Below are 22,114 nucleotides of genomic sequence, written 5' to 3' on the forward strand. Positions count from 1 at the left end.
CAGCTACATCTGCATAATCTTTGATTTCAACAAGAAGTTCTTTAGGACTCATTAATACCTTTCTAAATTATATTTTTCATCGCTTCTTACAAATTTACCATTGATAAAATAATGAAAAAATCCACCACCAACACCTTTGTGCCTTACACTTGTAAAGCTAAATCCTCTTCCTTCATCTCCAAATAAACCAAAGCTTCTTTCATTATACATAAATCTGGTAGAAAAAACAACAGGATATTTTTTACCCTTACATACATAATAAGTTGTCATACCTAAATAAGGCCTTAATTTTTTATAAGTTTCTTCACCCATATATGCCCTAAATTGATCTTCATAATAAGCAAATTCGGGTTTATCTTTGAAGTTAAATTCATAATCAGGATCATTTACATCATAATTAGAATCATTGCGATAATATTTGCAACCATTAGAAAGGACTTGGGGAAGTAATTTGTCGATAGCTTCAGAATCGATAGTGTAAATTAACTCCCCTGTTTTTAATTGCCCTGTTTTAGTTCTAAATTTATCATTATCTTCCAATTCTCTTCTCTTCCTTTCATTTTCCAATATCTCTTCTCTTATTTTTTTATCAAAGATATAAATTCCACCATAATTTCTTGCAAGATTTTCTAGCTCACTAGCTCCTTTTGCTTTAAAAGAACAAGCACTTAAAAAGATTAAAGTAAAAAAGACAAAAACAATTGCTATAGCAACTTTCATCAATCATCCTTCTTTATAAATAAATCATTCTATAATAATTAAAATAATTCTAAAATAAAATTTAAATTTTTATTTTTATCTATTCCTTTACTTTTAATTTAGAATAAATAGGAATTTGCAAATTTACTCCTAATTAATATAGATCAATTATTTTATTATAAACTAATTTATTTAATTTCTTTAATTCATTTAATTCTTGTTTTTAAGATATTTTTGTTTTAATTCTTCATCTAATTTATCAAGTTTATCAGGACTTTTATCTTTAGTAAGTCCTAAAAAGGCGTGGGGAATGTTCATAATCATAGGGTGGATATAAATTGTTACATAATACTTCATAAAATTTCCTTTCTTTTGTCATTAAAAGCAAAATAACAAAGCTAAAAGATTATCATGCAAAACCGCGTTTTGTTCATAATAAAAAATAAGAAAATCATTACAAGCAAATATAAAGTGTTTATGTGACATTCTTAAAAATACCTAAGACACTTGATTGTTATTTTTGGATTGCCTCACAATGACATGATAAGAACAACAAAATATTACTACAAGACTTACACTAATAAGTTGTGGCAGTCTAATGGGTTTGCTTAAAACTATTGGCGTTTCTTTTTGGCTTACCATGATTTACTTATGCAAATCTCACATTGACATAGAGAAAACAGATTGCCACAACGGATAAATCTGCTTTGTAATGGCTTAGATTACTTCATCGCATCTTTTCTCACAATCAAAAGGGATAGACACCAGCAAACCTCACAAACTCTTCATACTAAAGAGTTTCTCAAAGTTGCACTTGATTAGCTTACAAAATTTCTCATTTCTTCGCATCACCAAGCACAAAAGCACAAACCACTTCCCCTCCACATTTTTGCACCATCTCTCTTGCCTCTTTTAGTGTAGTTCCTGTAGTAATAATGTCATCAACTAAGACTATCCTTTTATTTGCAAATCTAGAATTGGGTTTAAAATTTCTAGGATTTTTTAATCTAAACTCTAAATCTTTTCCTGCATAGGTTACTTTATTTCTAGCTTTTAGAGATCCATATAAGGGTTTAATCCCTATCTTTTTAAGCTCCTTTAAAAAAATAGAATTTTGTGCATAGCCTCTTTTTACATCCTCATCTATCCCAACCCCATAACATTCTAAAGAGAATTCTAAATTTTTCACAAGATATAAAACAGCTTTCTTGCTTAAAATTGTATAAATCTTACTGCCTATTGTTTGGTATTTACTTGCAAAAAGCATAGCATTTGAAGAATATTCATAAAAGCTATACACCCTAAAACCTTCCTCTAATTCTCGCATTCTAGGATAGAGTGCAATATCTTCTTTGCAATTTTGACAAACACTTCTAAAAGAAATTTTTCCACATATTAAACACCGCATTTTAAATAAGATACAATCTCTTGAGTAATACTTGTTTCTTCCTTATCTGCTACAATAATTTTATAATCTACTCCTAAAATCTCCAAAACTTCCTTCATACGCTCTTGTAAAGCCAACAAATATTCTATGCCTCTTCTTTCAATTTTATCATGGACTTTAGTATCTAAACGCCTCTTTAGCTCCTCTTTACTAAGTTCCAAAAGCACAACTTTATTAGGCAATATCCCATTTAATGCAAATAAATTTAAATCTTTTAAAAGCTTATAATCAAAATCTTTAGCATAAGCCATACCCGAAATCAAGCTTCTATCACTAATCACTAATAAATTTTTAGAATTCAACAAAACCTCATCAGCTAATTGTGCTCTATCTGCTAAAAAAAGTAAAACCTCTGCTCTTTTACCTATTTTTATATCTCTATTTAATAAAATCTCTCTTAGCTCACTTCCAAGCTCACTACCTCCTGGTTCATTGACAAAAATAGCTTCTTTAAAAATCTTCTTTAATGCCTTAATTTGCGTGCTTTTACCACAAGTATCAATTCCTTCAATCACTGCATACATCTTCTCTCCTTAATAAACTGATACACTAAAGGCGATACAAGATGAGAAATATCTCCCCCATGCAACAAAATAGATCGCACCACAGTGGAACTAATAAAAGCATTTTGCAAAGATGGCATAAGATAAATTGTTTCTAGCTCTTTATTGAGCGAAGCATTAGCATAGCCCATTTGCAATTCATATTCAAAATCACTCACCGCTCTAAGCCCACGGATTAACACTCTAGCTTCTTGATCTTTAGCAAAATCTGCAACAAGATTATCAAAGCTATGCACGCATACACTTTTTTTAATCTCCTTTTCATCACAAATTGCAAGATTTACCATCTTTACCCTATCTTCTACACTAAAAAGTGGCTTTTTAAGCTCAGATTTTGCTACTGCTATAATCAACCCATCAAACAAAAACGAGGCTCGTTTAATCACATCTAAATGTCCATTAGTAATAGGATCAAAAGTTCCTGGATAAATTGCTATTTTTGGTTTCAAGCTAAACTCCAAGAGATGCACTCTCCTGCCCTAAGCGGAACAATCCCACTATATTCTTCCTCTACTTTCATAGGTTTTTTAATAAGTTTTACTAATTTTTGAGGTAAATTTAAATTATAAATCCTATGTGCGTTTTTGCAAACAAATGTTTCTAAATTTTCTAATGCTTGATGTTTCTCAAAAAGCTCTGCTAAAGCAGGCAATAAAATAGGAGCACTAAAAATTCCTGCCGCTCCTTTCCCGCTTTCTTTTGTTGCTTTTAAATGAGGCGCACAATCGCTTCCAAAAGAGAATTTAGGATGTGCTTTTAATGCTATTTCTAAAAGTGCTTCTTGATCTTTTTTGGTTTTTAAAATAGGCTTACAAAATAAATGCGGATTTAAAGCTCCACCTATCACATCATCTAAACTTAAAGTGATATGGTGTAAAGTAAGGGTGGCAAATAAATTAGGATATTTTTCCACAAAAGCAATAGAGCGTCTATCGCTTAAATGTTCAAAAAAAATCTTTAATTTTGGAAAAGTCTTGGCTAATTCTTCAAAAATGGTATGAAACTCCACCTCTCTATCTAACACAAAACCCTTACTTTCTCCATGTATGCTTAAAAAAAGTCCTAGTTCTTGTGCTATTTCTAAAATCTCTAAAACCTTACTATTTAAAATCTCACTCACTCCACTCTCGCTTCCTGTAGTAGAGCCTTTTGGATAAAGCTTCAAGAACATTACTCCGCTTTCTTTGGCCGCTTTTAGTTCATCTTTACTTAAGCTTTCACTTAAAAAAAGACTCATCAAAGGAGTAAAATTTGCATTTTTGTTTTTCTCTAAAATCCTTTTTTTGTAATCTAGTGCCATTTGTAATGAGGTAATAGGAGGATTTAAATTTGGCATTACAAGTGCAGTGCTAAAGCATTGCGTTGTGTAGTTTAAAACATTTTCTAAAACTTCTCCATCGCGCAAATGCAAGTGCATATCACAAGGTGTATCTAGTATAATCTCCATTCTAAACTCCTTTAAATTTTAGCGTATCTTAATTACAATCTTCTTCAATCTCTCTTAAAATCTTATGCAATTTCTCTAATAATTTTGCCGTAACAATAAGTTGTTCGCTAGATTGAATTGCAATATCTTCTCCTAAATTAATTGCCTCTTGGATACTTTTTTGCTTTTCTTTAGATAAATTTGCAACTTTTAAGCGTTCCTTAATCTCTTCACTTAATCTAAAAATCTCATCAGACAAACGCACACTCAATTCTCTAGCATAATCAGAGGTTTCTTTGGTTAAGCTTAATCTATTAATAAAATCAGAAAGATTTAAAGAAGCGATGGAAAGCTCACTTTCTCCCTCTAGTTTTATCTTTTGTGCAAGATCTTGAGTAATATTGCCTCTAGCTAAAAGCTGTGTTTTATCTACAAACTGCTTAAGATGTGCCCTAATATCTAAAATAATCTTTAACGCATAAGAAGCTAAAACCAACATAATCAAAAATGCAACAAACTGAAATTTTTCAAGATAAGAACGCTTGATTACAGAAATATTAGAATAATAATTTGTCGCCCCATCAATCTTTTCTAAAAGCTCTAAATTGGTTTTTGTAATACCTTTTAATACAATACTCAATTCCCTTTGCACCTTTGAAACTTTCTGCAAATGCAAAGATAAGAGCTCCCATACTCTCTTGCTTTCTATAAAATCTTTTTCAAGTTCTTTAGTTTTCTTGCTTTTTTGCCAAGATTGCATAAAATTTTCCATCTCTGCATATTCTTGCAAAAAAGCCTCATAATATTTCTCATCCCACTTTATCATAAAATGGGCTAAAGAAGAACACATATTTTCTACCAATATTCTTAAAGTATCTATTTTAACCTTTTGAAATAATTCAATTTTGTTTTTATCCAAAAACTCCTTACTTTCATAAACTTGCTGGTTAAGCTTTGTAAAATCTTCTACTTGCTGTTTATAAACCTCCCAAATCTTTCTGATCTCTTCTAGTTTTTGATTCATTTTCTCTCTGCTAGAAGATTTGATTGCGTTTTTATAATCACCATTTTCTAAAAAATCTAAATTTGTTTCAAACTCTGCCATTGCATTTTTTAAGTTTTTATAGTTTTCATTGTCTTGAAAATAATTTATAAAAACTTCTTTAGCAATCATTTGACTAAGCATTCTTTGTTTTCCCACGATATTAATCACAATCCCATCTTTAATACTTCTTTGATTAATTAGCAAAATAGAAGCCATCATCACACCCACACAAAAGGCTATCAAAATGCCAACAACCACCAAACGCGTAATAATTTTTTTCATATCTCTTCTTTCTTGTAAATTTGTTTTAAGCTTTGTAAATCTTGTATCTGCACCCTACCTTCTTTACCTTGCAAAATCATTCCATCTCTGCTTAATTTTTTTAAAATCCTTGAAAGAGTTTCTGGCTGGATATTCAAAAAAGCTGCAATATCCTGTTTTTTACTATGATTAAAATCCTCTAAATCATGCACTAAAAAATAAGCAATTTTTGCTGTGCTATCAAAAACCAATTCCCTTTTTATCACATCTTCAAAAAATTGTAACTTCTCTTGAAGCTGGATAAAGAAAAACTGCATAAGCTTTGGGGAAACCTCAAACATAGAAAACAATAAATCTTTAGCAAAAAATGCTACTTTAGAATCTTTTTTGCATTCCAAATTTGCAAAAATGAATTGCTCCTTTTCTCTTGGTGCATTTAAAAGCCCCTCTCTTAATTGGCATAAAAAAATCTCTCCACCAAATCTATTAACTTTATAAAGCTTCACTTCCCCAACAAGTAACAAAAGAATTTCACTAGAAAAATCTCCCTCATAAGCAATAATTTCTTTTTGATTAAACTGCTTTATTTTTACAATTTCTTGCAATTTATCTATTTCTTGTTGTGGCAAATTTTTAAAAATATCAAAATCTTTTAATTGTTCCAAAAAATAACCCCATCAATTCCATCTGTAGCAATTTCCTCTATTTCTTTTTCATCATGAATGATAGAAATAATTTTCATATCCAATAAATAGTTTTCGGCAATTTTTTGCATTTGTTTTGCAAAAACAAGCTTTTTACACAGCAAATATTTTGCCCCCAAACTTGAAGCCATCAAAGCTTTAGTAACTCCATCACCTAAAAAAGCATAATCAATACCTTGAAGTTTTGCAAATTTTGCAAGCTCTAAACTTCCAATCACCAAAAAATCACTAGGAAGTGTATTTTCTAATTCTTCCTTAGTATTTATTAACTTAATTTCTAAAGTTTCTAACAAAGAATGGTTTAAAATAATCATTTTTTAGCCTCAATGCGTAATCTTAGCACACTCACGCGAGCAATAATATTTACCATCTTGAATAATTGCTTCCTTACTAGAAACATAAACACCACATTTTACACATTCAACCATCACTTCTTCAGGTTTTTTGGGGGTATTTTTATAGTTTTCCCTTGTTTTAGGTTTTCTAATAAACAAATAATACACTGCTACAATCAATAAAATAACAACTAACCATTGCATAAACTTTCTCCTTGTATAAAAAGATAATTTCTATAATGATGATTATAAATTTTATATTTTTTTAATCCCTCTAGCTCCTCTTTTACTTTAGAGCCCTTAAAGAACAAAAAGGAAGTTGTTGCCTCTTTCACCCCTTTGCAAAGAGAAATCAAATCTAAAGTTCCCAAAAGTGCTCGTGAAGTGATTAAACTTGGCTTACAAGCAAGATTTAAGTCTTGAACTTTAGAGCGAACAACCTCCACATTATTTAATTCTAATTCTATTTTCAAATGGTGTAAAAATGCTGCTTTTTTAGCATTAGGCTCACACAAAATAAAAGGCACTTCAAGTGCTATAGCTAAAGGAATAGCAGGAAATCCATTTCCACTACCCACATCTAAAATTAATCTTTGTTCTTTCCACTTTAACTCTTCAAATTCTAAAGGCTTTAGAGAATCCTCAATGTTTTCTTGAATACTTTTTTTATTCTTTGCACCGCTTAAACTATGGATTTTATTCCATTTTTCTAAAATCTCTATATATTTTTCTAACTTTTTCATAAAATTAGCATTCCATCACCATAAGAATAAAAGCGATATTCTTTTAAAATCGCTTCTTGATAAATGCGTTGCATCTCCTCTAAACCCACAAAAGAGGCTACTAACATCAAAAGTGTGCTTTTTGGGAGATGAAAATTTGTAAGAAGTGCATGAGTTTTTAAAGGAGGGTTCTTAGGATGCAAAAACAAATCGCACTCTCCACTTTCCTGCTTGGTTCTTGCATAAAACTCTATAGTTCTTGTAGCAGTTGTGCCAATAGCTGTAATATGCTCTGCTTTTTCCAACATTTCTTGAGTGTTTTTGTTAATCTCATAGCTTTCTTTATGCATTTTATGTTCTAAAATATTTTCTACACTCACAGGCAAAAAAGTTCCAGCACCTACATGCAAAGTTACAAAGGTTGTTTGAAAATTTTCCTTTAAATACTTATACGATTCTTCACTAAAATGCAATGAAGCAGTAGGAGCAGCAATCGCACCGATATTTTTAGCAAAAACACTTTGATAATCTTCCCTATCTTCTTTAGTATCCTCCCTTTTTAAATAAGGAGGCAAAGGAATATGCCCAAATTCTTCTAAAAATTTTAAAAACTCTTCTAGGTTTAAAGCTTTATTATTTTTAAAAAATCCCACTTCTTTAAAGCCCATTTCAAGATCTTTTAAAATCTTACAAGTAATTCCATAAAAATCTACTCTATTGCCCTCTTTTAATCTTCCTCTAAACTGGAAAAGATAAAGATTTTCACCCAAAATCTTATGAAAAAGTCCTTCAATTTTAGCACCCTCTTGTAAATTTTCATGAATCTTACTGCCATAAATTCTAGCAGGTATCACTTTAGTATCATTAAATACAATCAAAGTGTTTTTAGGTAAAAATTTTGCAAATTCCAAAAAGGTGCTATGTATAATGCTTCTATCTTGCCTATTATAAACCAAAAGCTTAGAATCCTCTTTGTTTTTTAGAGGTTTTGAAGCAATTAAATGGCTTGGCAAATGATAATCATATGCACTTAAAGTTAGCTCATTCATCAAGCTTTTCTTCCTTGTAAGGATTAACCATCTTAGCAACCAAAATAGACAAACCATACAATAAAGTAAGAGGTAATGCCATTAAAAATTGCGAGAGAATATCAGGAGGAGTTAAAATGGCTGCTAGAATAAAAATAAATACAATCGCATATTTAAAATAATCTTTTAAAGTCTTATCACTCACTAATCCAAGCTTTGCTAAAAAGAATGTAATGACAGGAAGCTCAAAAGAAATTCCAAATCCCACCATAAGTTTAGAAAAAAAGCTCACATAAGCTCCAATAGTAGGCAAAGCTGTAAAAGATTGACTTCCAAATCCAATCAAATAAGAAAAACCTACAGGAAAGGCTACATAATATGCAAAAGCACAACCACACAAAAAGAAAAATGTCCCAAAAATCACAAAGGGCAAAACAAATTTTTTTTCATTTTCATAAAGTCCAGGTGCAACAAAAGACCAAATTTGCCAAAAAATTATAGGCAATGCAAAAATAAAACCACTAAAAAATGATACTTTCATTGCGGTAAAAAATGGTTCTCCAATTTGTGTAAAAATAATACTCTCTTTCCCTTTAGGCAAAGCACTTTCTAAAGGAGCACTCATCCAGCCTAAAATTTCTTCCCAAAAATAAAAAGAACACAAAAAACTAATAATTAGAGCAATAGTTATAATTATCAAACATTTTCTTAACTCAATAATATGGGGCTTTAAATCTTCAAACATTTTTATCCTTTATTGTAGTAACCTCATTATTTTGCACAACTTCTTTTTGCTCTTTTGTATCTATTTTCTCTTGCTCTAGCGTGTAGTTTTTAAAGCTTAATTGCTCTTTTTTATTTTCTTTAGGCAGCATTTCATCTTTTTCTTGTTTTACCTTAGGTTCTTCTTCATCTAAAGAAATCATTTCTTTAAAGTCCAAATCTTTTGTGAGATTATCTACGCCTTGAGTAAGACTATTTTTATATGCTAATGCTTCTTCTTTTATCTTGCTTAAATTTACTTCCCTATCCAAACTTTCCTTAGCATCATCAATAGTTCTTTTTAAAGTTTTTAAAAATTTTGCAATATCCACTAATGCCTTAGGTAGTTTTTCAGGACCTAAAAAAATAATTGCCACAACTGCAACTACTAAGATTTCAAAAAAACCCATTCCGAACATCTATTACCTTTGAAATTTATTTTAATTTTTAGGATTTTATCCCATTTTGGAATAAAGTGTGCTTAGAGTTTATAAAATAATCAACAAAGGAATGTTATGAGAGCTTTAAAATTCATAAAAATAGGGTTAATTTTAACTAGCACAGCTTTATTCTTTAGCGGTTGTATTTCCAATAAAACAGACGCTTTTTTATTGGGTGCAGGTATTGGAGCAGGAGCAACTTATTATTTTATGAATGATGGAAAAATTTTTGGTTACAGTAAAAGCGGAATACAATCGCAAATACAAGGAAAAAGACCTAAAGATGTTTCAATTCCGGCTGATTTAGAATGGTATTATTTTGAAGAAGATTTAAGAAGAGAACAAAATGCAAGCTTTTAATTCTCTTTCTTGAAAATTTAAGATAAAAATTTTGTTAAACTCTCATTGCTTAAGACAGGATTAAACTCCATAACCTCATAAGATGCTGCTTGATTTTGATAAAAAGGATCTTGTTTTGTGAAGTTTAATGCTTCTTCTTTATTTTTGAACTTACCTAGAATAATCCCACCTACACGCGGTTCTCTAGGACCACTCACAAGCAATCTACCCTCTTTGTAATTCTCGCTTAAAAATGCTCTATGTGCAGGTAAAATCTCATCAATCACCTCTAAAGGTTTGGTATAATTTACAAGAATCAAAAATAAATTTGCCATTCCTAACTCCTTAATAATTTTTCTCCATAATATCTTTTTAGCACTAAAAATAAACTAAAAAGTAAAATCCAACCCACAACATAACCTACTACAAAAGAATTTAACAATCCTGCAACTCCATAGCTAATAAATGCTACAAAAGCAATCATACTCGCATAAGGCAATTGTGTGATAAAATGGCTTTGCACCGAACAACCTGCACCCGTTGCAGAAAGAATTGTTGTATCTGAAATGGGTGATACATGATCTCCATACACAGCACCTCCCAAAACCGCTGCAATTGCAAGCATAACATCTGCCTCATTTGCACTAGCAATACTTACGCCAATAGGAAGCATAATCGCAAAAGTCCCCCAACTTGTCCCCATACATAAAGCAATAAAACCCGCACTTAAAAACAAAGCTAATGGAACAATTAAATTAGGAGACAAATTAGCTTCTACTATAAAATCTGCACTAATTTTTGAAAGATATGTTCCTGTTTGCAAGTCATCTTTAATCACTGGTCCTATCGCCCAAGCTAACACTAAAATTAAAATTGCAGGAAGCATTGATAAAAATCCATCTTTACAAATTAAATAAAAATCTCTTCCATTAATATGTTTAAAAGAGATTAAAAGGGCAATTAAAAGAGCAAAAAATCCACCCCAAAAGAGTGAAAATCCTGTTTGTGCTTCTCCAAGCATTGCAATAAAATCAAAAGTCTGCACTTCCCTATAACCGCTATAAAAAATAAAAAATGCTACCAAAAATATCAAAGACACAATAGGAGCAATAAGTAACCACATATTTCCACTTGTATGCACTTTAATCTCTTCAAAAGTTTCAGCACCTATATTTTGATTATTTTTCATAACTGGCAAATTAATCTGCCAATAAATTACAAAAAATACTCCAATTAAAGCAAACCAAGCATAATAATTTCTTATAATACTTTCCACTAAAACACTAAAAGCAGACTGCCCCTCAACCAAGCCACTCATCAATCCTAAAACATAAGCTCCCCAGCTAGAAATAGGCATTAAAATACATACAGGCGCAGAAGTTGAATCAATAATATAGGCCAATCTTTCTCTAGTAGAATGGTTTGCATCATTAAGCGGTCTTGCAATTTGTCCCACACTTAAGGCATTAAAATAATCATCAATAAATATTACAATTCCTGCAATAAATGCTAAAAACTCTGAACCTTTTGGACTGTTTATTCTCTTTCTAGCCCATTGCACAAATGCATTAATTCCTCCAGAACATTGCATAAGTTGTGTTAAAATCCCTAGCAACACCAAAAAGCCAAAGATATAAAAAGTGTTTATTTTAATTCCACTTGCCTCATCATAAAACACTCCTGATATTGCCATATAGACATATTCCATCTTAGAATACAAATCATCCTCTAGCATAATCCCAGCTAAAACAATCCCTAAAAATAGGGATAACACTACGCGTTTAGTTATTAAAACCATTGCAATTACCACAATGGGAACTAGCAAACTTAAAGCAGAATCGCTATACATCTTTACCTTTCTTTTTTAATATTCATAAAATAGCGAGGATTTTAACAAAATTACACAAAATTTTGCTTTAATGCTTCTATATTTTGCGTGATATTTCCTTCCCAAATCCCTTTAATACAAGCTACCATTTGTGCATTTTTAATTAAAGAAACATTAGTTGCTTTAATTCCGCCAATAGCACATTTTGGTAAAGCATTAAATTGTGAAAAAATCTCTAAATCCAGTCTTTTGGCATTTGGTTTAGTCAAGCTCGGAAAACAAGCTCCAAATGCTACATAATCTGCTTGCACTTCATAGGCTCTATTTGCTAACTCCAAGCTACCATAACAAGAAATTCCAAGTATTCCTTTAAAATCTTGTCTAATTTTTTTTAGCTCCTCTTTACTATATAACTCTTTTGTTTCTTTTTTGCCAATATGTAGGCCACTTACTCCTAAATTGATTGCCAAATCCACTCTATCATTTAAAACAAATTGCACATTCTTTTCTTTACAAAAGTCATCTAGTTCTAAAACTAAACTTTTAATCTCTATATCTTTGCTTGTCTTATCGCGTAATTGGAAAATGTTAATTCCTGCTTTTATTGCTTCTTTTAAAGGAATAAATATCTTAGAGTTTGGCATTAGCGATGGATCACTAATCGCATAAATCCCTTTTAACATTTAAGCTTCTTCTTTGTATTGAGAAATATCGGGCTGGAGTTTATAAATCTTATTTTTTAAACGCACCAAAAGTCCTGTATCAATTAACTGCCTAAAAGTCTTTACAACTGTGGGCTTACTAACACCAACTTCTACCACAATATCTTCATAAGAACCATAGAAAATATTTTCTTTATCTGTATGTTCTATTAAATATTTAATAATTTCAATTTTCTTTCCACCTACAAAAACCGAAATTGCATTTAAAAGCACATTTTTAGAGTGCAATTCCACTGCTTGAAATTTTGGCAAAACTGCTTTTAAAAGCGTATTTAAAAGTTCATTAACATCAATAGGTTTTAGCACATAACCATCTACTTTTAACTCTATACAATCCAATAAATACTGCGTTTCTGTATGTGCTGTCGCTATAATAACAGCCACATTTAAAAGGGAATTTTTTCTAATTTCTCTAACAAGCTCAATCCCATTTATTTTTGGCATTAAAATATCACTAATCACTACATCAATATTATATTCTTTTAAAATTTCTAGGGCTTCCTTGCCATTACTAGCTGTGTATAATTCTCCCACATAATCTTCTAGCACCATTTTGGCAAATTTTAAAATATCTTCCTCATCTTCTACATACAAAACTCTCAACTTTTTAAGCATTTTCTCGTCATTTTTACTTAACATTAATACTCCTAAATAGCTAAATTTCTCCATCTTTAGGAATTGTGATGGTAAATTGCGCCCCACAAACTCCTGCTTCACTTTGACATTCTTTTAAGCAAGCACCTTCTTCACAAAATTTACAATCTACACCTTTCCATTGCATATTTTGCACTTCTATGCTACCTTGCATTTGCTTTTCAATAATTTGTTTAGACATATAAAGCCCTATCCCAGTGCCAATTGATTTGTGTTTTGTTGTAAAGTAGGGTTCAAAAATTTTGTGAATATCACTTAATTTTATACCACCTGCATTATCTAAACATTCAATTTTAACGAGATTTTCTTTAAATTCATAAGCTACAATGTAAATTTCTGCTGGTTTTATTTCTCTACTCTTTAAAGCATCTTGAGAATTTTTTACAAGATTTAAAATTACTTGAGATAAAGAACTTTTAAGCCCATAAATCTGTATATCTTTTGGGCAATCAATTTGGATGTGTATCTCATTTTGCTTTAATATTGGGCTAATTAAAGCTATAGTTTCATCAATCAACTCTTTTAAATTAAATTGTTCTTTTTGGCTAGATTGGTGAAAAAAACTTCTAAAGTCTTCTATAGTTCTTGACATTTGCTTGGCAATTTTCATACCATCTTCTACCTGCGTTTCTACAAACTCTTGAGTAAGCTTGCCATTTTGGGATTTTACCCTAAAGGCTTGTATAAGCAAAATGAGTGCATTTAATGGTTGTCGCCATTGGTGTGCAATATTTTGTATCATTTCTCCCATACTTGCAAGTCTTGCTTGCTGATACATAATTTGATCTTTTTTTCTGCTTTCTAACACTTCTTTTGCAATAGTGTCTTGCAAAGAATCATTTAGCATTTGAAGTTCTTTTGTTTTTTCTTTAATTCTGATTTCTAAAACTGCATGCAAATTCTTAATATGCTTTAAAATCACAAAGCTAAGCAAAAGAGTAATTAGCATAATAAGACACATAATCACAAACACAACAACCAGCAAAATATTATGCAATAAATCACTTCTCTTTTTCTGATAAATTGCCACTTCAAGAGAGCTTGAAATCACATTAGAAATCTCTAAATTTAACTCTTTAGCAATATTTTTAAGACGCAGATTAAAATCTGTATCTTTTAGAGAATAAGTTTTTAAAAAATCCACATAAGCTAAAATTTTTTGGTGTAACTTTTGGTAATAATACTTTTCCTTATCCAACACTTTATAGTAATAACCGCTTTCTTCTTGGCTTAAAAAAAACAAATAAGCTTTTCTTGTTTGTTCTAAAATAAAATTTTCTTGATATTTTAAATGTATCCCCTCTGCATTATGCCAAAGCATTTGGATTTGTTCCATATTTTTATCCAAAACCTCTTGGCTTGGCATTTCTTTAGAATCAGAAATAATAAATTTACGCATTTGCTCCAAATAAATAGTATTTTGGCTATAACTTGAAAATAAAACATCAAAATCATTTTTCAAGCTAAAATAAAATACATAGGAAACCACCGCCAAAGAAAGCAATCCACAAGCAATATTAAAAACTAAAATTCTTGCTTTATCTTCTAGGGAAGCCCCAAAAAATCTTAATGCCATATTAAACCTTTCTATAAATATATAAAGTTTTTCATACTATTTTTATACTTACAACCTATATCTTAATTTTACTCATTTTTTCTTTTAAGTGATTAAAATATTCTCATTTAAAGCATATTTTAATGAATTTGGGTGTATATTTTTAAGGAAATACTATTAGTATTACTTTTTAATTAGGAGTTAAAATGTTAAAAAAAGTTCTTTTAAGTTTAGTAGTTGCAAGTGGCTGTTTAATGGCAGCTGATGGTGCTGCAATTTTCAAAAAATGTATTGCTTGCCATGGTGCAAATGGTGAAAGAGTAGCACCAGGAAGCGTAGGCGGTATCACTATTGGTGGTATGGCAAAAGATGAAATCATCACACAACTTAAAGGTTATGCAGCAGGAACTGCTGATAATGGTGGTGCTAAAGCTATCATGTATGCAAATATGAAAAACTGGAAATTAACAGACGCTGATATTGAAGCAGTAGCTGATTATATTTCAAAATTACCAAAAAAATAATTTAAATCTAAAAGCCTTTAAGGCTTTTGGTTTTTTCTGCAAATGCCTTGTTTAAAAATTAATCAAAATCATTTTTTTCACAATTATCAAATTCTTAAAAATCTTGTAAAAAATGAAGATAAAATTGCTATTGTCCTAAAAGACAATGCTTATGGACATGGAATTTTAGAAATTGCAACTCTAGCACACCAAAAATCCATTAAAAATGCGTTTGTTAAAAATATGCAAGAAGCCCTTTGTATCCAACATTTATTTGAAAACATTTCCATTTTATATCCACAAAGCTGTTTTTTGCAAACTCATTTTGAAACTTGTCTAAAAGCCCCTAATATCTTTTTTTGTGTAGCAAGTTTGGATTTTTTAAAAACACTGCCTAACAATACACAAATTGAACTCAAAGTAAATAGCGGTATGAATCGCAATGGCATTAGCAAACAAGAACTACAAGAAGCTTTTAATATTATTACACAAAAAAACCTAAAATTAAAAGGTGTCTTCACACACAATGGCTATGGAGATGATTTAGGAGCAGAGTTTTTTAGCCAAAACCTCCAATTCTTGCTCATAAAACAAGAGATATTACAACTTACAAAAAGCTTCAATATTCCTCTTCCCCGCTTTCATTCTCTTAGCTCTTCAGGTGCTTTTAAAGACAACATCACCCACAATCCAGATGATTTACTAAGTGACTGCTTTTATCGCTTTGGGATAGCTTTTTATGGTTATTTATGTATCGATTCTGTTTTCAATCTAAAACCCAATCTAAAACCTATTGCTTCCCTTTGGGCTTACAAAATTTCTACCTGCTCTCTCCTAAAAGGACAAACTATAGGCTATAGCGGAACTTCTAAAGTGCTAGAGGATACACAAATTTCTACCTATGATATAGGCTATGGAGATGGATTTTTTAGAATAAAAGAAGGAATGGAATTAAAAACAAAAGAAGGCTACAAAATCTATCCGCGTGCCTCTATGGACTGCATTAGCATACAAAGCATACAAGAAGAAGTTTGCATTTTTGAAGATGTTAGTGCCTTTGCAAAAGCCTTTAACACCATTCCTTATGAAATTTTAGTCCATCTGCATTCTTATATTCCTAAAAAAATTATCTAAATTTTCCTAACTTTTATTAAAGAGTTTTATAAAGTTTTGGTATCATTCTAAACTCTCTTTATAAATCACTCTTAAAGGATAGATTTTGAATTTTTGTATTTTATTTGGTGGCAATTCTTACGAACATGAAATTAGTATTGTAAGTGCAATTTCTTTAAAAAAACTACTTCCAAACCTTGAGCATTTTATTTTTTTAGATGGACAGGGAGATTTTTATCTCATACCAAAAGACAAAATGCAATCTACTTTTTTTTCTCAAAAAAATTATTTAAAATGCACCAAACTTTACTTACAGTCTGGAGGATTTTACCAAAAAAGTTTTTTAGGTTTCAAACCCTTATTGCTCCCTACAATTCTTTGTTTAGTCCATGGAGGAGATGGAGAGGATGGCAAAATTGCCTCTCTTTTAGATTTTTTCAAAATTCCTTTTATTGGACCACGCAATTCTGCTTGCGTATTAAGCTTTGATAAAGAACTTACAAAACTTCTTTGCTACAATAGAGATGTAAAATCTCTTCCCTTTACCATTCTTTACAAACACGAAGAAATACCTTCTAATCTTACCTTTCCTCTAATTATTAAACCTGCAAGACTTGGAAGCTCTATTGGTATCTCACTTGCCAAAAATCAAGAAGAACTAGAATATGCTCTTGAAGTTGCTTTTGAATTTGATGAAAAAGTCCTCATAGAGCCTTTTATCAATGGGATTAAAGAATATAATTTAGCAGGCTTCAAAGGAAAAGATGGCTTGGTATTTTCCATTATTGAAGAACCACAAAAAAAAGAGTTTTTAGATTTTGATAAAAAATATCTTGATTTTTCACGCACCAAAGAAATACAAAAAGCCAATTTAACACCTCAATTAGAAGAAAAACTAAAAGATAACTTTGCCAAAATTTACAACCATTTATTTGAGGGTGCATTAATAAGATGTGATTTTTTCATTAAAGATGAAGAATGCTATCTTAATGAAATCAATCCTATTCCTGGCAGTCTAGCAAACTATCTCTTTAGTGATTTTAAAACTGCTTTAGAGGACTTAAGCAAAGCACTCCCAAAACCAAAAGACATAAGAATTGCTTATGAATTTTTACACAAAATTCAATTTGCTAAAGGAAAATAGTGGCTCTAAAATCTCTTGTTTATGATAACAATCCTTTTGAAATCTCTTATGAGATTTTATATCCCACTAACAAAAAAGATCTCATTATTTTACACGGCTGGGGTTCTAATAAAAACCTTATGAAACAAGCTTTTGGTAATTATTTTTTAGATTTTAGACATATTTATATAGATTTACCTGGTTTTGGAGCTTCTTCACAACCTAATATTGCACTAAGAACACAAGATTATGCTAATATTATAGAAATCTTTTTAAATAAACTTAAAGCTTCTAAGCATCTACTAATAGGACATAGTTTTGGAGGAAAAATAGGGGTTTTACTTCTCCCACAAGAACTCATTTTATTAAGTAGTGCTGGAATTGTGCTAGAAAAAAGCTTAAAAGTAAAATCCAAGATTTTTCTTACTAAAATGCTTAACCAATTTGCACCTTTCTTATCACAAAAATTCCGCACCTTATTGCGTTCTAAAGATGTGCAAAATATGCCTGAAACAATGTATAAAACCTTTAAAAATGTTGTGGATGAAGATTTTTCTACTCTTTTTGCAAATTTTCCCAATAAAACACATATTTTTTGGGGCAAAGAAGATATTACCACCCCTTTAATTTGTGGAGAAACCATTGCTTCTTTGGTCCAAACTTCCTACTTTCATATTCTAAAAGGAGATCATTTCTTTTTTTCAAATCAAGGAGAAGAAATTTTTAAACTCTATTACAAAAATTCTACTTTAAAGGAAATTAATGCAAACATTTGATTATTTTTTAATGCTTACCCACTGGGTGTTTCTCATAGCATTAGGCTACTATGTGATTACAAATTTCCAATGGTACCATTATAAATTTTTAAGAGTAGTTTTTAAACACCATAAATTTAAATGGCACATTCTTTATTTTGTTTTACCAGTAGTTTATTTTATTTTTATTCCCGATAATATTTATTCTTATTTGGTTCTTTATTTCTATATCATTGCACTTGCAATTTGGGCTTTTAATCTAAGTAAAAAGTTAGTTTTTACTGGTAGAGTTTTACGCTTTTTCTTCATCTATATTTCTTTTATTCTTTTTAATGATTTGTTGTTTTTGAATGTGGAATTAGACAACCACCATACTCCTTTAATTGAATGTGTTTATCTCTTGCCTTTACCTATTTCTTTAATTCTTTCCAATCTTTTAGAAAAGATTTTGCTAAACCGCTATAAAAAATTAGCTAAAGAAAAATTAGATCTTATGCCAAATCTAAAAGTTATTGCAGTTACAGGAAGCTATGGAAAAACAAGTCTTAAAAATTTCCTTTTTCAAATGTTGCATGAAAATTTTAAAGTCTATGCCACACCAAGAAGCGTAAATACGCTAACAGGCATTATTGCTGATATTAATCAAAATCTTTCACCTCTTACAGATATTTACATTGTAGAAGCAGGTGCAAGAACTGTTGGCAATATTAAAGAAATTATAGATTTAATCTCCCCACAAATTGCAGTGGTGGGAAAAATTGGTGAAGCCCATATTGAATATTTTAAAGATATTCAAACCATCTATGCTGCAAAATATGAAATATTAGAGAGCTATTGCTTACAAAAAGCCTATATTTATGAAAAAAATACTCCTCCAAACACATGCCTTGCACCTATTTGCTACTTTCCTAATAATGCTAAAAATATCCACGCTACACTTGAGGGAACAACTTTTAGTTTAGAGCTAGATTCCAAACAAGTAGAATTTAGCACAAAAATTTTAGGTGCTTTTAATGTGATTAATATAGGTGCTGCAATTGCTGTAGCAAAAGATTTAGGAATTGAAACCAAAGAAATCATAAAACTTGTTAGCAAACTAGAACCTACAGGCCATCGCCTTAGCAAAATCAATGTAAATGGAAAACTTATCTTAGATGATAGCTACAATGGCAATCTTGATGGAATGCTAGAAGCTATTCGTCTTTCTTCTTTGCATGAGGGCAAAAAAATCATTGTAACTCCAGGATTAGTAGAGAGCAATGAAGAATCTAATATAAAACTTGCAAAAGCTATTGATAAAGTTTTTGATATTGCTATTATTACAGGAGAACTAAACTCTAAAATTCTCCAAAACAATATCCACTCTCCCCAAAAAATTATCCTAAAAGACAAAAATCACATAGAAAATCTTTTAAAATCTTTAACACACGATGGAGATTTGATTCTTTTTGCAAACGATGCTCCAAGCTATATTTAAAGGAGGAATTATGGAATATCTTTATGCACCTTGGAGAGCAGATTATTTTGGAGATTGTAAAGAAGCTGATTGCATTTTTTGCCATCTTTCAAGCAACCAAGATAAAGATGAGCAAAATAGAGTTTTCTATCGCGATGATAAGGTTTTTTGTGTAATGAATAAATACCCTTACACTCCTGGACATTTTCTAATCATTCCCCATATCCACACCAATTCTCCTGCTACTTTAGAAAGTGAAATTTGGTTGCATCTACAAACCTTAGGACAAAAAGGGGTGGCACTCCTAGAAGAATTTGGCGCACAAGGAGTAAATTATGGCATTAATATCAAAAAGGCAGGAGGAGCAGGTATTCCAGAACATCTACATTTACACCTTATCCCACGCTTTATAGGAGATACAAATTTTTTTACTACCATTGGGGAAGGCAGAGTTTATGGGGTAGATTTTGATACAATCTTCCATAAAATTAAAACACTTGCTAAAAATCACTTTAAAAGCACCTCTTAAATTAAGCAAAGCCATAAGGAAAACTTGCTAAGATTAATATAAGTTTTATACTAAAATAAGGAAAACAAAATGAAAAGTGGTATTTTCACACTTATGGAAAATTGGAACAACAATGAAGAAAACGCACTCCATAGCACATTTGAACTCATTAGGTATTGCGATGAATTAGGACTTGATGAAGCTTGGATTGGGGAACATCATTTTAACAATTTCACTACTTGCTCTTCTATTATACCCCTTTTAAGTTATGCACTAGCCACCACCCAAAAAATCAAAATCGGTAGTGCTGCTATCTTACTCCCTCATTACCACCCCATTAAGTTAAGCGAAGAAATTGCTACTCTAGATATTTTAGGCAAAGGAAGATTTCTTTTTGGTTTTGCTAGAGGAGCTTTCCCCATTTTTGACATTGCTATGGGAGCAAATGCTGAAACAAACCGAGAAATTATGCTTGAAAATGCAGAGATTATCCATGAACTTTTATACAAAAGCCAAGTTAGCTATGATGGAAAATATTTTGAAATCAATAACATAAGTATTTGTCCGCATCCCACTCATCTCATTCCTTTTTTTGTAGCAAGCGATCATGAAGAAACACTGATAAAATCTGCTAAAGCAGGTTATAATTTTCTAGGCTCTTTAACTTTAGAGAAAAAAAGAGCCCAAGAAATCCACACATTTTTTAAAACACACAGCAAACAACCCTATGAATTCACTCTAGCAAGAGCATTTTATGTAGATAAAGACAGGAAAAGTGCAGAAGAAAAAGCAAGAATAGGAGTAGATATTTTCGCCCAAAGAATGCTAAAAGCCAACAAAGAAAACCCAACTTTTGAATCCATTATTAAAACAAGTGATTATGAGGAATTTAGGGCTGATTTTTTTAATAAAGATAAAATTTTAGAAAATCTAATTGTAGGAACACCAAAAGATTGCATTGAGCAAATCAAAAATCTACAAAAAGAGATCCCCTTTAGCACTTTAGCCCTAAAATTACTCACACCTAACTTAGAAGAAGCCAAAGAACAATTAAGAATCTACAAACAAGAAATCTTACCCTTTATTTAATGGATACTAAAGAATTCTCTAAACTACACGCCTCTTTACTCTCTTGGTATAAAAAAGAAGGGAGGGCTTCTCTTCCTTGGAGAGACACCACACATAAAGAGAGAGCCTATCGCGTATTAATTAGTGAATTTATGCTCCAACAAACACAAGTTAAACCCGTATTAGAAAGATTCTATTTTCCTTTTTTGGAGAAATTTCCTACTCTTTTTCATTTAAGCCTTGCAAAAGAAGAAGAAGTGCTTCTTGCTTGGAGGGGCTTAGGATATTATTCGCGCGCTAGGAACCTTTTAAAATGTGCCAAAATCACACAAGGCAAACTCCCAAAAGATATAAAAGAACTCCAAAAATTACCAGGAATTGGTGCTTATACAGCAGGTGCAATTGCTTGCTTTGGCTTTGATGAGCCTGTTAGCTTTATAGATTCCAACATTAAAAGAATTTTACTGCGTTTTTTTGCACTTTCTCCCACAAAAGAAAAAATTACACAAAAACTTCTAGATAAAAAAGCAAAGCTTTTACTAAACCACAAACAACCCTTTTTACACAATCAAGCTTTGCTAGATATTGGCGCACTCCTCTGCACTCCCAAAAATCCAAAATGCAAAATTTGCCCCCTAAATCCCTACTGTAAAGGCAAAACAGATCCCTATACTTTTACTATTACAAAAAAACAAGCAAGCATTAAGCAACAATTACATTTAGCACTTTTTACAAAAGGAGATAAAATTGCCCTTCTTAAAAGCAAGGAAAAACTTTATTTTAATCTTTACAATTTTCCTTCTTTGCTTGATATTCCCGATTTTAATCCCCTCTTTAGTATCAATCACACTTACACAAAATACCGCTTGCAAGTTTTTGTTTATCCGCTAAATGCCAAAACTCTCCTTACTCATCTTTATCAAGATTTAGAATTCTTTTCTAAAGAGGAGTTAAACTCCTTACCTCTTTCTTCTATGGCATTAAAAATTCTAAAAGAATTAGAAAATTACTCTTTTTAATCTCTTTATAGGTTATTTTTTTATAGCATTGCATAAAAA

The 22,114-nt window shown here is 30.9% G+C and carries 28 protein-coding genes; 9 read left to right on the forward strand and 19 right to left on the reverse strand.

The window, feature by feature from the left end; genetic code table 11:
- Positions 1-51 precede the first annotated feature (51 nt).
- The 14 genes from B6S12_RS11425 to tatB form a co-directional block, all read right to left on the reverse strand.
- Positions 52-720: a tRNA 2-selenouridine synthase gene (locus B6S12_RS11425; protein ID WP_245892485.1), complete on the reverse strand. Its 669-nt coding sequence runs from the start codon at positions 718-720 to the stop codon at positions 52-54.
- Between the two features lie 189 nt (positions 721-909).
- Positions 910-1,056 carry a hypothetical protein gene (locus tag B6S12_RS11020; protein WP_181450927.1) on the reverse strand — a complete coding sequence of 49 codons (147 nt, stop codon included), beginning with the start codon at positions 1,054-1,056 and terminating at the stop codon, positions 910-912.
- Between the two features lie 478 nt (positions 1,057-1,534).
- Positions 1,535-2,107 (reverse strand): ComF family protein, encoded by a 573-nt coding sequence (locus B6S12_RS02150; protein ID WP_111229181.1) that lies wholly within the window; start codon positions 2,105-2,107, stop codon positions 1,535-1,537.
- Positions 2,095-2,670, reverse strand: coding sequence for a dTMP kinase (gene tmk / locus B6S12_RS02155; RefSeq protein ID WP_111229182.1), 576 nt, complete (start codon positions 2,668-2,670; stop codon positions 2,095-2,097). Before tmk ends, B6S12_RS02150 begins: the two co-directional genes overlap by 13 nt.
- Positions 2,658-3,158 carry a pantetheine-phosphate adenylyltransferase gene (gene coaD, locus B6S12_RS02160; RefSeq protein WP_111229183.1) on the reverse strand — a complete coding sequence of 167 codons (501 nt, stop codon included), beginning with the start codon at positions 3,156-3,158 and terminating at the stop codon, positions 2,658-2,660. The genes tmk and coaD overlap by 13 nt, the downstream gene beginning before the upstream one ends.
- Entirely contained in the window at positions 3,155-4,156 is a 1,002-nt protein-coding gene (pyrC, locus tag B6S12_RS02165) for a dihydroorotase (RefSeq protein ID WP_111229184.1), read from the reverse strand. The genes coaD and pyrC overlap by 4 nt, the downstream gene beginning before the upstream one ends.
- A 28-nt stretch (positions 4,157-4,184) precedes the next feature.
- Complete coding sequence (locus B6S12_RS02170; protein WP_111229185.1) at positions 4,185-5,462, reverse strand: type IV pili methyl-accepting chemotaxis transducer N-terminal domain-containing protein; 1,278 nt, start codon at positions 5,460-5,462, stop codon at positions 4,185-4,187.
- Positions 5,459-6,106, reverse strand: coding sequence for a Crp/Fnr family transcriptional regulator (locus tag B6S12_RS02175; protein ID WP_111229186.1), 648 nt, complete (start codon positions 6,104-6,106; stop codon positions 5,459-5,461). The genes B6S12_RS02170 and B6S12_RS02175 overlap by 4 nt, the downstream gene beginning before the upstream one ends.
- A complete protein-coding gene (locus tag B6S12_RS02180) occupies positions 6,094-6,459 on the reverse strand; it encodes a hypothetical protein (protein ID WP_111229187.1) in 366 nt (121 codons plus the stop codon). Before B6S12_RS02180 ends, B6S12_RS02175 begins: the two co-directional genes overlap by 13 nt.
- Before the next feature lie 9 nt (positions 6,460-6,468).
- Positions 6,469-6,684 (reverse strand): PP0621 family protein, encoded by a 216-nt coding sequence (locus tag B6S12_RS02185; RefSeq protein ID WP_111229188.1) that lies wholly within the window; start codon positions 6,682-6,684, stop codon positions 6,469-6,471.
- Positions 6,672-7,223 carry a 16S rRNA (guanine(527)-N(7))-methyltransferase RsmG gene (gene rsmG, locus B6S12_RS02190; RefSeq protein ID WP_111229189.1) on the reverse strand — a complete coding sequence of 184 codons (552 nt, stop codon included), beginning with the start codon at positions 7,221-7,223 and terminating at the stop codon, positions 6,672-6,674. Before rsmG ends, B6S12_RS02185 begins: the two co-directional genes overlap by 13 nt.
- Positions 7,220-8,251 carry a tRNA preQ1(34) S-adenosylmethionine ribosyltransferase-isomerase QueA gene (queA, locus tag B6S12_RS02195; RefSeq protein ID WP_111229190.1) on the reverse strand — a complete coding sequence of 344 codons (1,032 nt, stop codon included), beginning with the start codon at positions 8,249-8,251 and terminating at the stop codon, positions 7,220-7,222. The genes rsmG and queA overlap by 4 nt, the downstream gene beginning before the upstream one ends.
- Positions 8,244-8,975, reverse strand: coding sequence for a twin-arginine translocase subunit TatC (gene tatC / locus B6S12_RS02200; protein ID WP_111229191.1), 732 nt, complete (start codon positions 8,973-8,975; stop codon positions 8,244-8,246). The genes queA and tatC overlap by 8 nt, the downstream gene beginning before the upstream one ends.
- Positions 8,968-9,411, reverse strand: coding sequence for a Sec-independent protein translocase protein TatB (gene tatB / locus B6S12_RS02205; protein WP_111229192.1), 444 nt, complete (start codon positions 9,409-9,411; stop codon positions 8,968-8,970). Before tatB ends, tatC begins: the two co-directional genes overlap by 8 nt.
- Positions 9,412-9,507: 96 nt before the next feature.
- Here tatB and B6S12_RS02210 point away from each other — a divergent pair, with 96 nt between their 5' ends.
- Complete coding sequence (locus B6S12_RS02210; RefSeq protein WP_111229193.1) at positions 9,508-9,792, forward strand: hypothetical protein; 285 nt, start codon at positions 9,508-9,510, stop codon at positions 9,790-9,792.
- A gap of 17 nt (positions 9,793-9,809) precedes the next feature.
- Here the strand turns inward: B6S12_RS02210 and B6S12_RS02215 are convergent, their stop codons facing one another.
- From B6S12_RS02215 to B6S12_RS02235, 5 genes are read right to left on the reverse strand one after another with little or no spacing between them, the layout of a single operon-like run.
- The gene (locus tag B6S12_RS02215; RefSeq protein ID WP_111229194.1) at positions 9,810-10,106 is read right to left on the reverse strand and encodes a YciI family protein; all 297 of its coding nucleotides are present in this window, start codon (positions 10,104-10,106) and stop codon (positions 9,810-9,812) included.
- Between the two features lie 2 nt (positions 10,107-10,108).
- Positions 10,109-11,620: a Na+/H+ antiporter NhaC family protein gene (locus B6S12_RS02220; protein ID WP_111229195.1), complete on the reverse strand. Its 1,512-nt coding sequence runs from the start codon at positions 11,618-11,620 to the stop codon at positions 10,109-10,111.
- A 50-nt stretch (positions 11,621-11,670) separates the two neighbouring features.
- On the reverse strand, positions 11,671-12,282 hold the full coding sequence (locus B6S12_RS02225) for a thiamine phosphate synthase (protein WP_111229196.1): 612 nt from the start codon (positions 12,280-12,282) through the stop codon (positions 11,671-11,673).
- Entirely contained in the window at positions 12,283-12,960 is a 678-nt protein-coding gene (locus B6S12_RS02230; RefSeq protein ID WP_111229197.1) for a response regulator, read from the reverse strand.
- Positions 12,961-12,976: 16 nt separating this feature from the next.
- Positions 12,977-14,551: a sensor histidine kinase gene (locus tag B6S12_RS02235; protein ID WP_111229198.1), complete on the reverse strand. Its 1,575-nt coding sequence runs from the start codon at positions 14,549-14,551 to the stop codon at positions 12,977-12,979.
- A 185-nt stretch (positions 14,552-14,736) separates the two neighbouring features.
- On the opposite strand from B6S12_RS02235, the gene B6S12_RS02240 reads away from it, so the two are divergent.
- The 8 genes from B6S12_RS02240 (at position 14,737) to B6S12_RS02275 (ending at position 22,075) form a co-directional block, all read left to right on the forward strand.
- Positions 14,737-15,054 carry a c-type cytochrome gene (locus B6S12_RS02240; protein WP_111229199.1) on the forward strand — a complete coding sequence of 106 codons (318 nt, stop codon included), beginning with the start codon at positions 14,737-14,739 and terminating at the stop codon, positions 15,052-15,054.
- 42 nt (positions 15,055-15,096) lie between these two features.
- Complete coding sequence (locus B6S12_RS02245; protein WP_111229200.1) at positions 15,097-16,167, forward strand: alanine racemase; 1,071 nt, start codon at positions 15,097-15,099, stop codon at positions 16,165-16,167.
- A gap of 85 nt (positions 16,168-16,252) precedes the next feature.
- Positions 16,253-17,290, forward strand: a complete 1,038-nt coding sequence (locus B6S12_RS02250) for a D-alanine--D-alanine ligase (RefSeq protein WP_111229201.1) — start codon at positions 16,253-16,255, stop codon at positions 17,288-17,290.
- Positions 17,290-18,045, forward strand: coding sequence for an alpha/beta fold hydrolase (locus B6S12_RS02255; protein ID WP_111229202.1), 756 nt, complete (start codon positions 17,290-17,292; stop codon positions 18,043-18,045). The genes B6S12_RS02250 and B6S12_RS02255 overlap by 1 nt, the downstream gene beginning before the upstream one ends.
- Positions 18,032-19,501, forward strand: a complete 1,470-nt coding sequence (locus B6S12_RS02260) for a Mur ligase family protein (RefSeq protein WP_111229203.1) — start codon at positions 18,032-18,034, stop codon at positions 19,499-19,501. The genes B6S12_RS02255 and B6S12_RS02260 overlap by 14 nt, the downstream gene beginning before the upstream one ends.
- A 10-nt stretch (positions 19,502-19,511) precedes the next feature.
- Positions 19,512-20,009 (forward strand): HIT family protein, encoded by a 498-nt coding sequence (locus tag B6S12_RS02265; RefSeq protein WP_111229204.1) that lies wholly within the window; start codon positions 19,512-19,514, stop codon positions 20,007-20,009.
- Positions 20,010-20,078: 69 nt separating this feature from the next.
- Positions 20,079-21,077, forward strand: coding sequence for an LLM class flavin-dependent oxidoreductase (locus B6S12_RS02270; RefSeq protein ID WP_111229205.1), 999 nt, complete (start codon positions 20,079-20,081; stop codon positions 21,075-21,077).
- Positions 21,077-22,075 (forward strand): A/G-specific adenine glycosylase, encoded by a 999-nt coding sequence (locus B6S12_RS02275; protein WP_111229206.1) that lies wholly within the window; start codon positions 21,077-21,079, stop codon positions 22,073-22,075. The genes B6S12_RS02270 and B6S12_RS02275 overlap by 1 nt, the downstream gene beginning before the upstream one ends.
- Positions 22,076-22,114 lie beyond the last annotated feature (39 nt).

The sequence above is a fragment of the Helicobacter valdiviensis genome (assembly GCF_003245365.1).
In the GTDB taxonomy this organism is placed as follows: Bacteria; Campylobacterota; Campylobacteria; order Campylobacterales; family Helicobacteraceae; genus Helicobacter_D; species Helicobacter_D valdiviensis.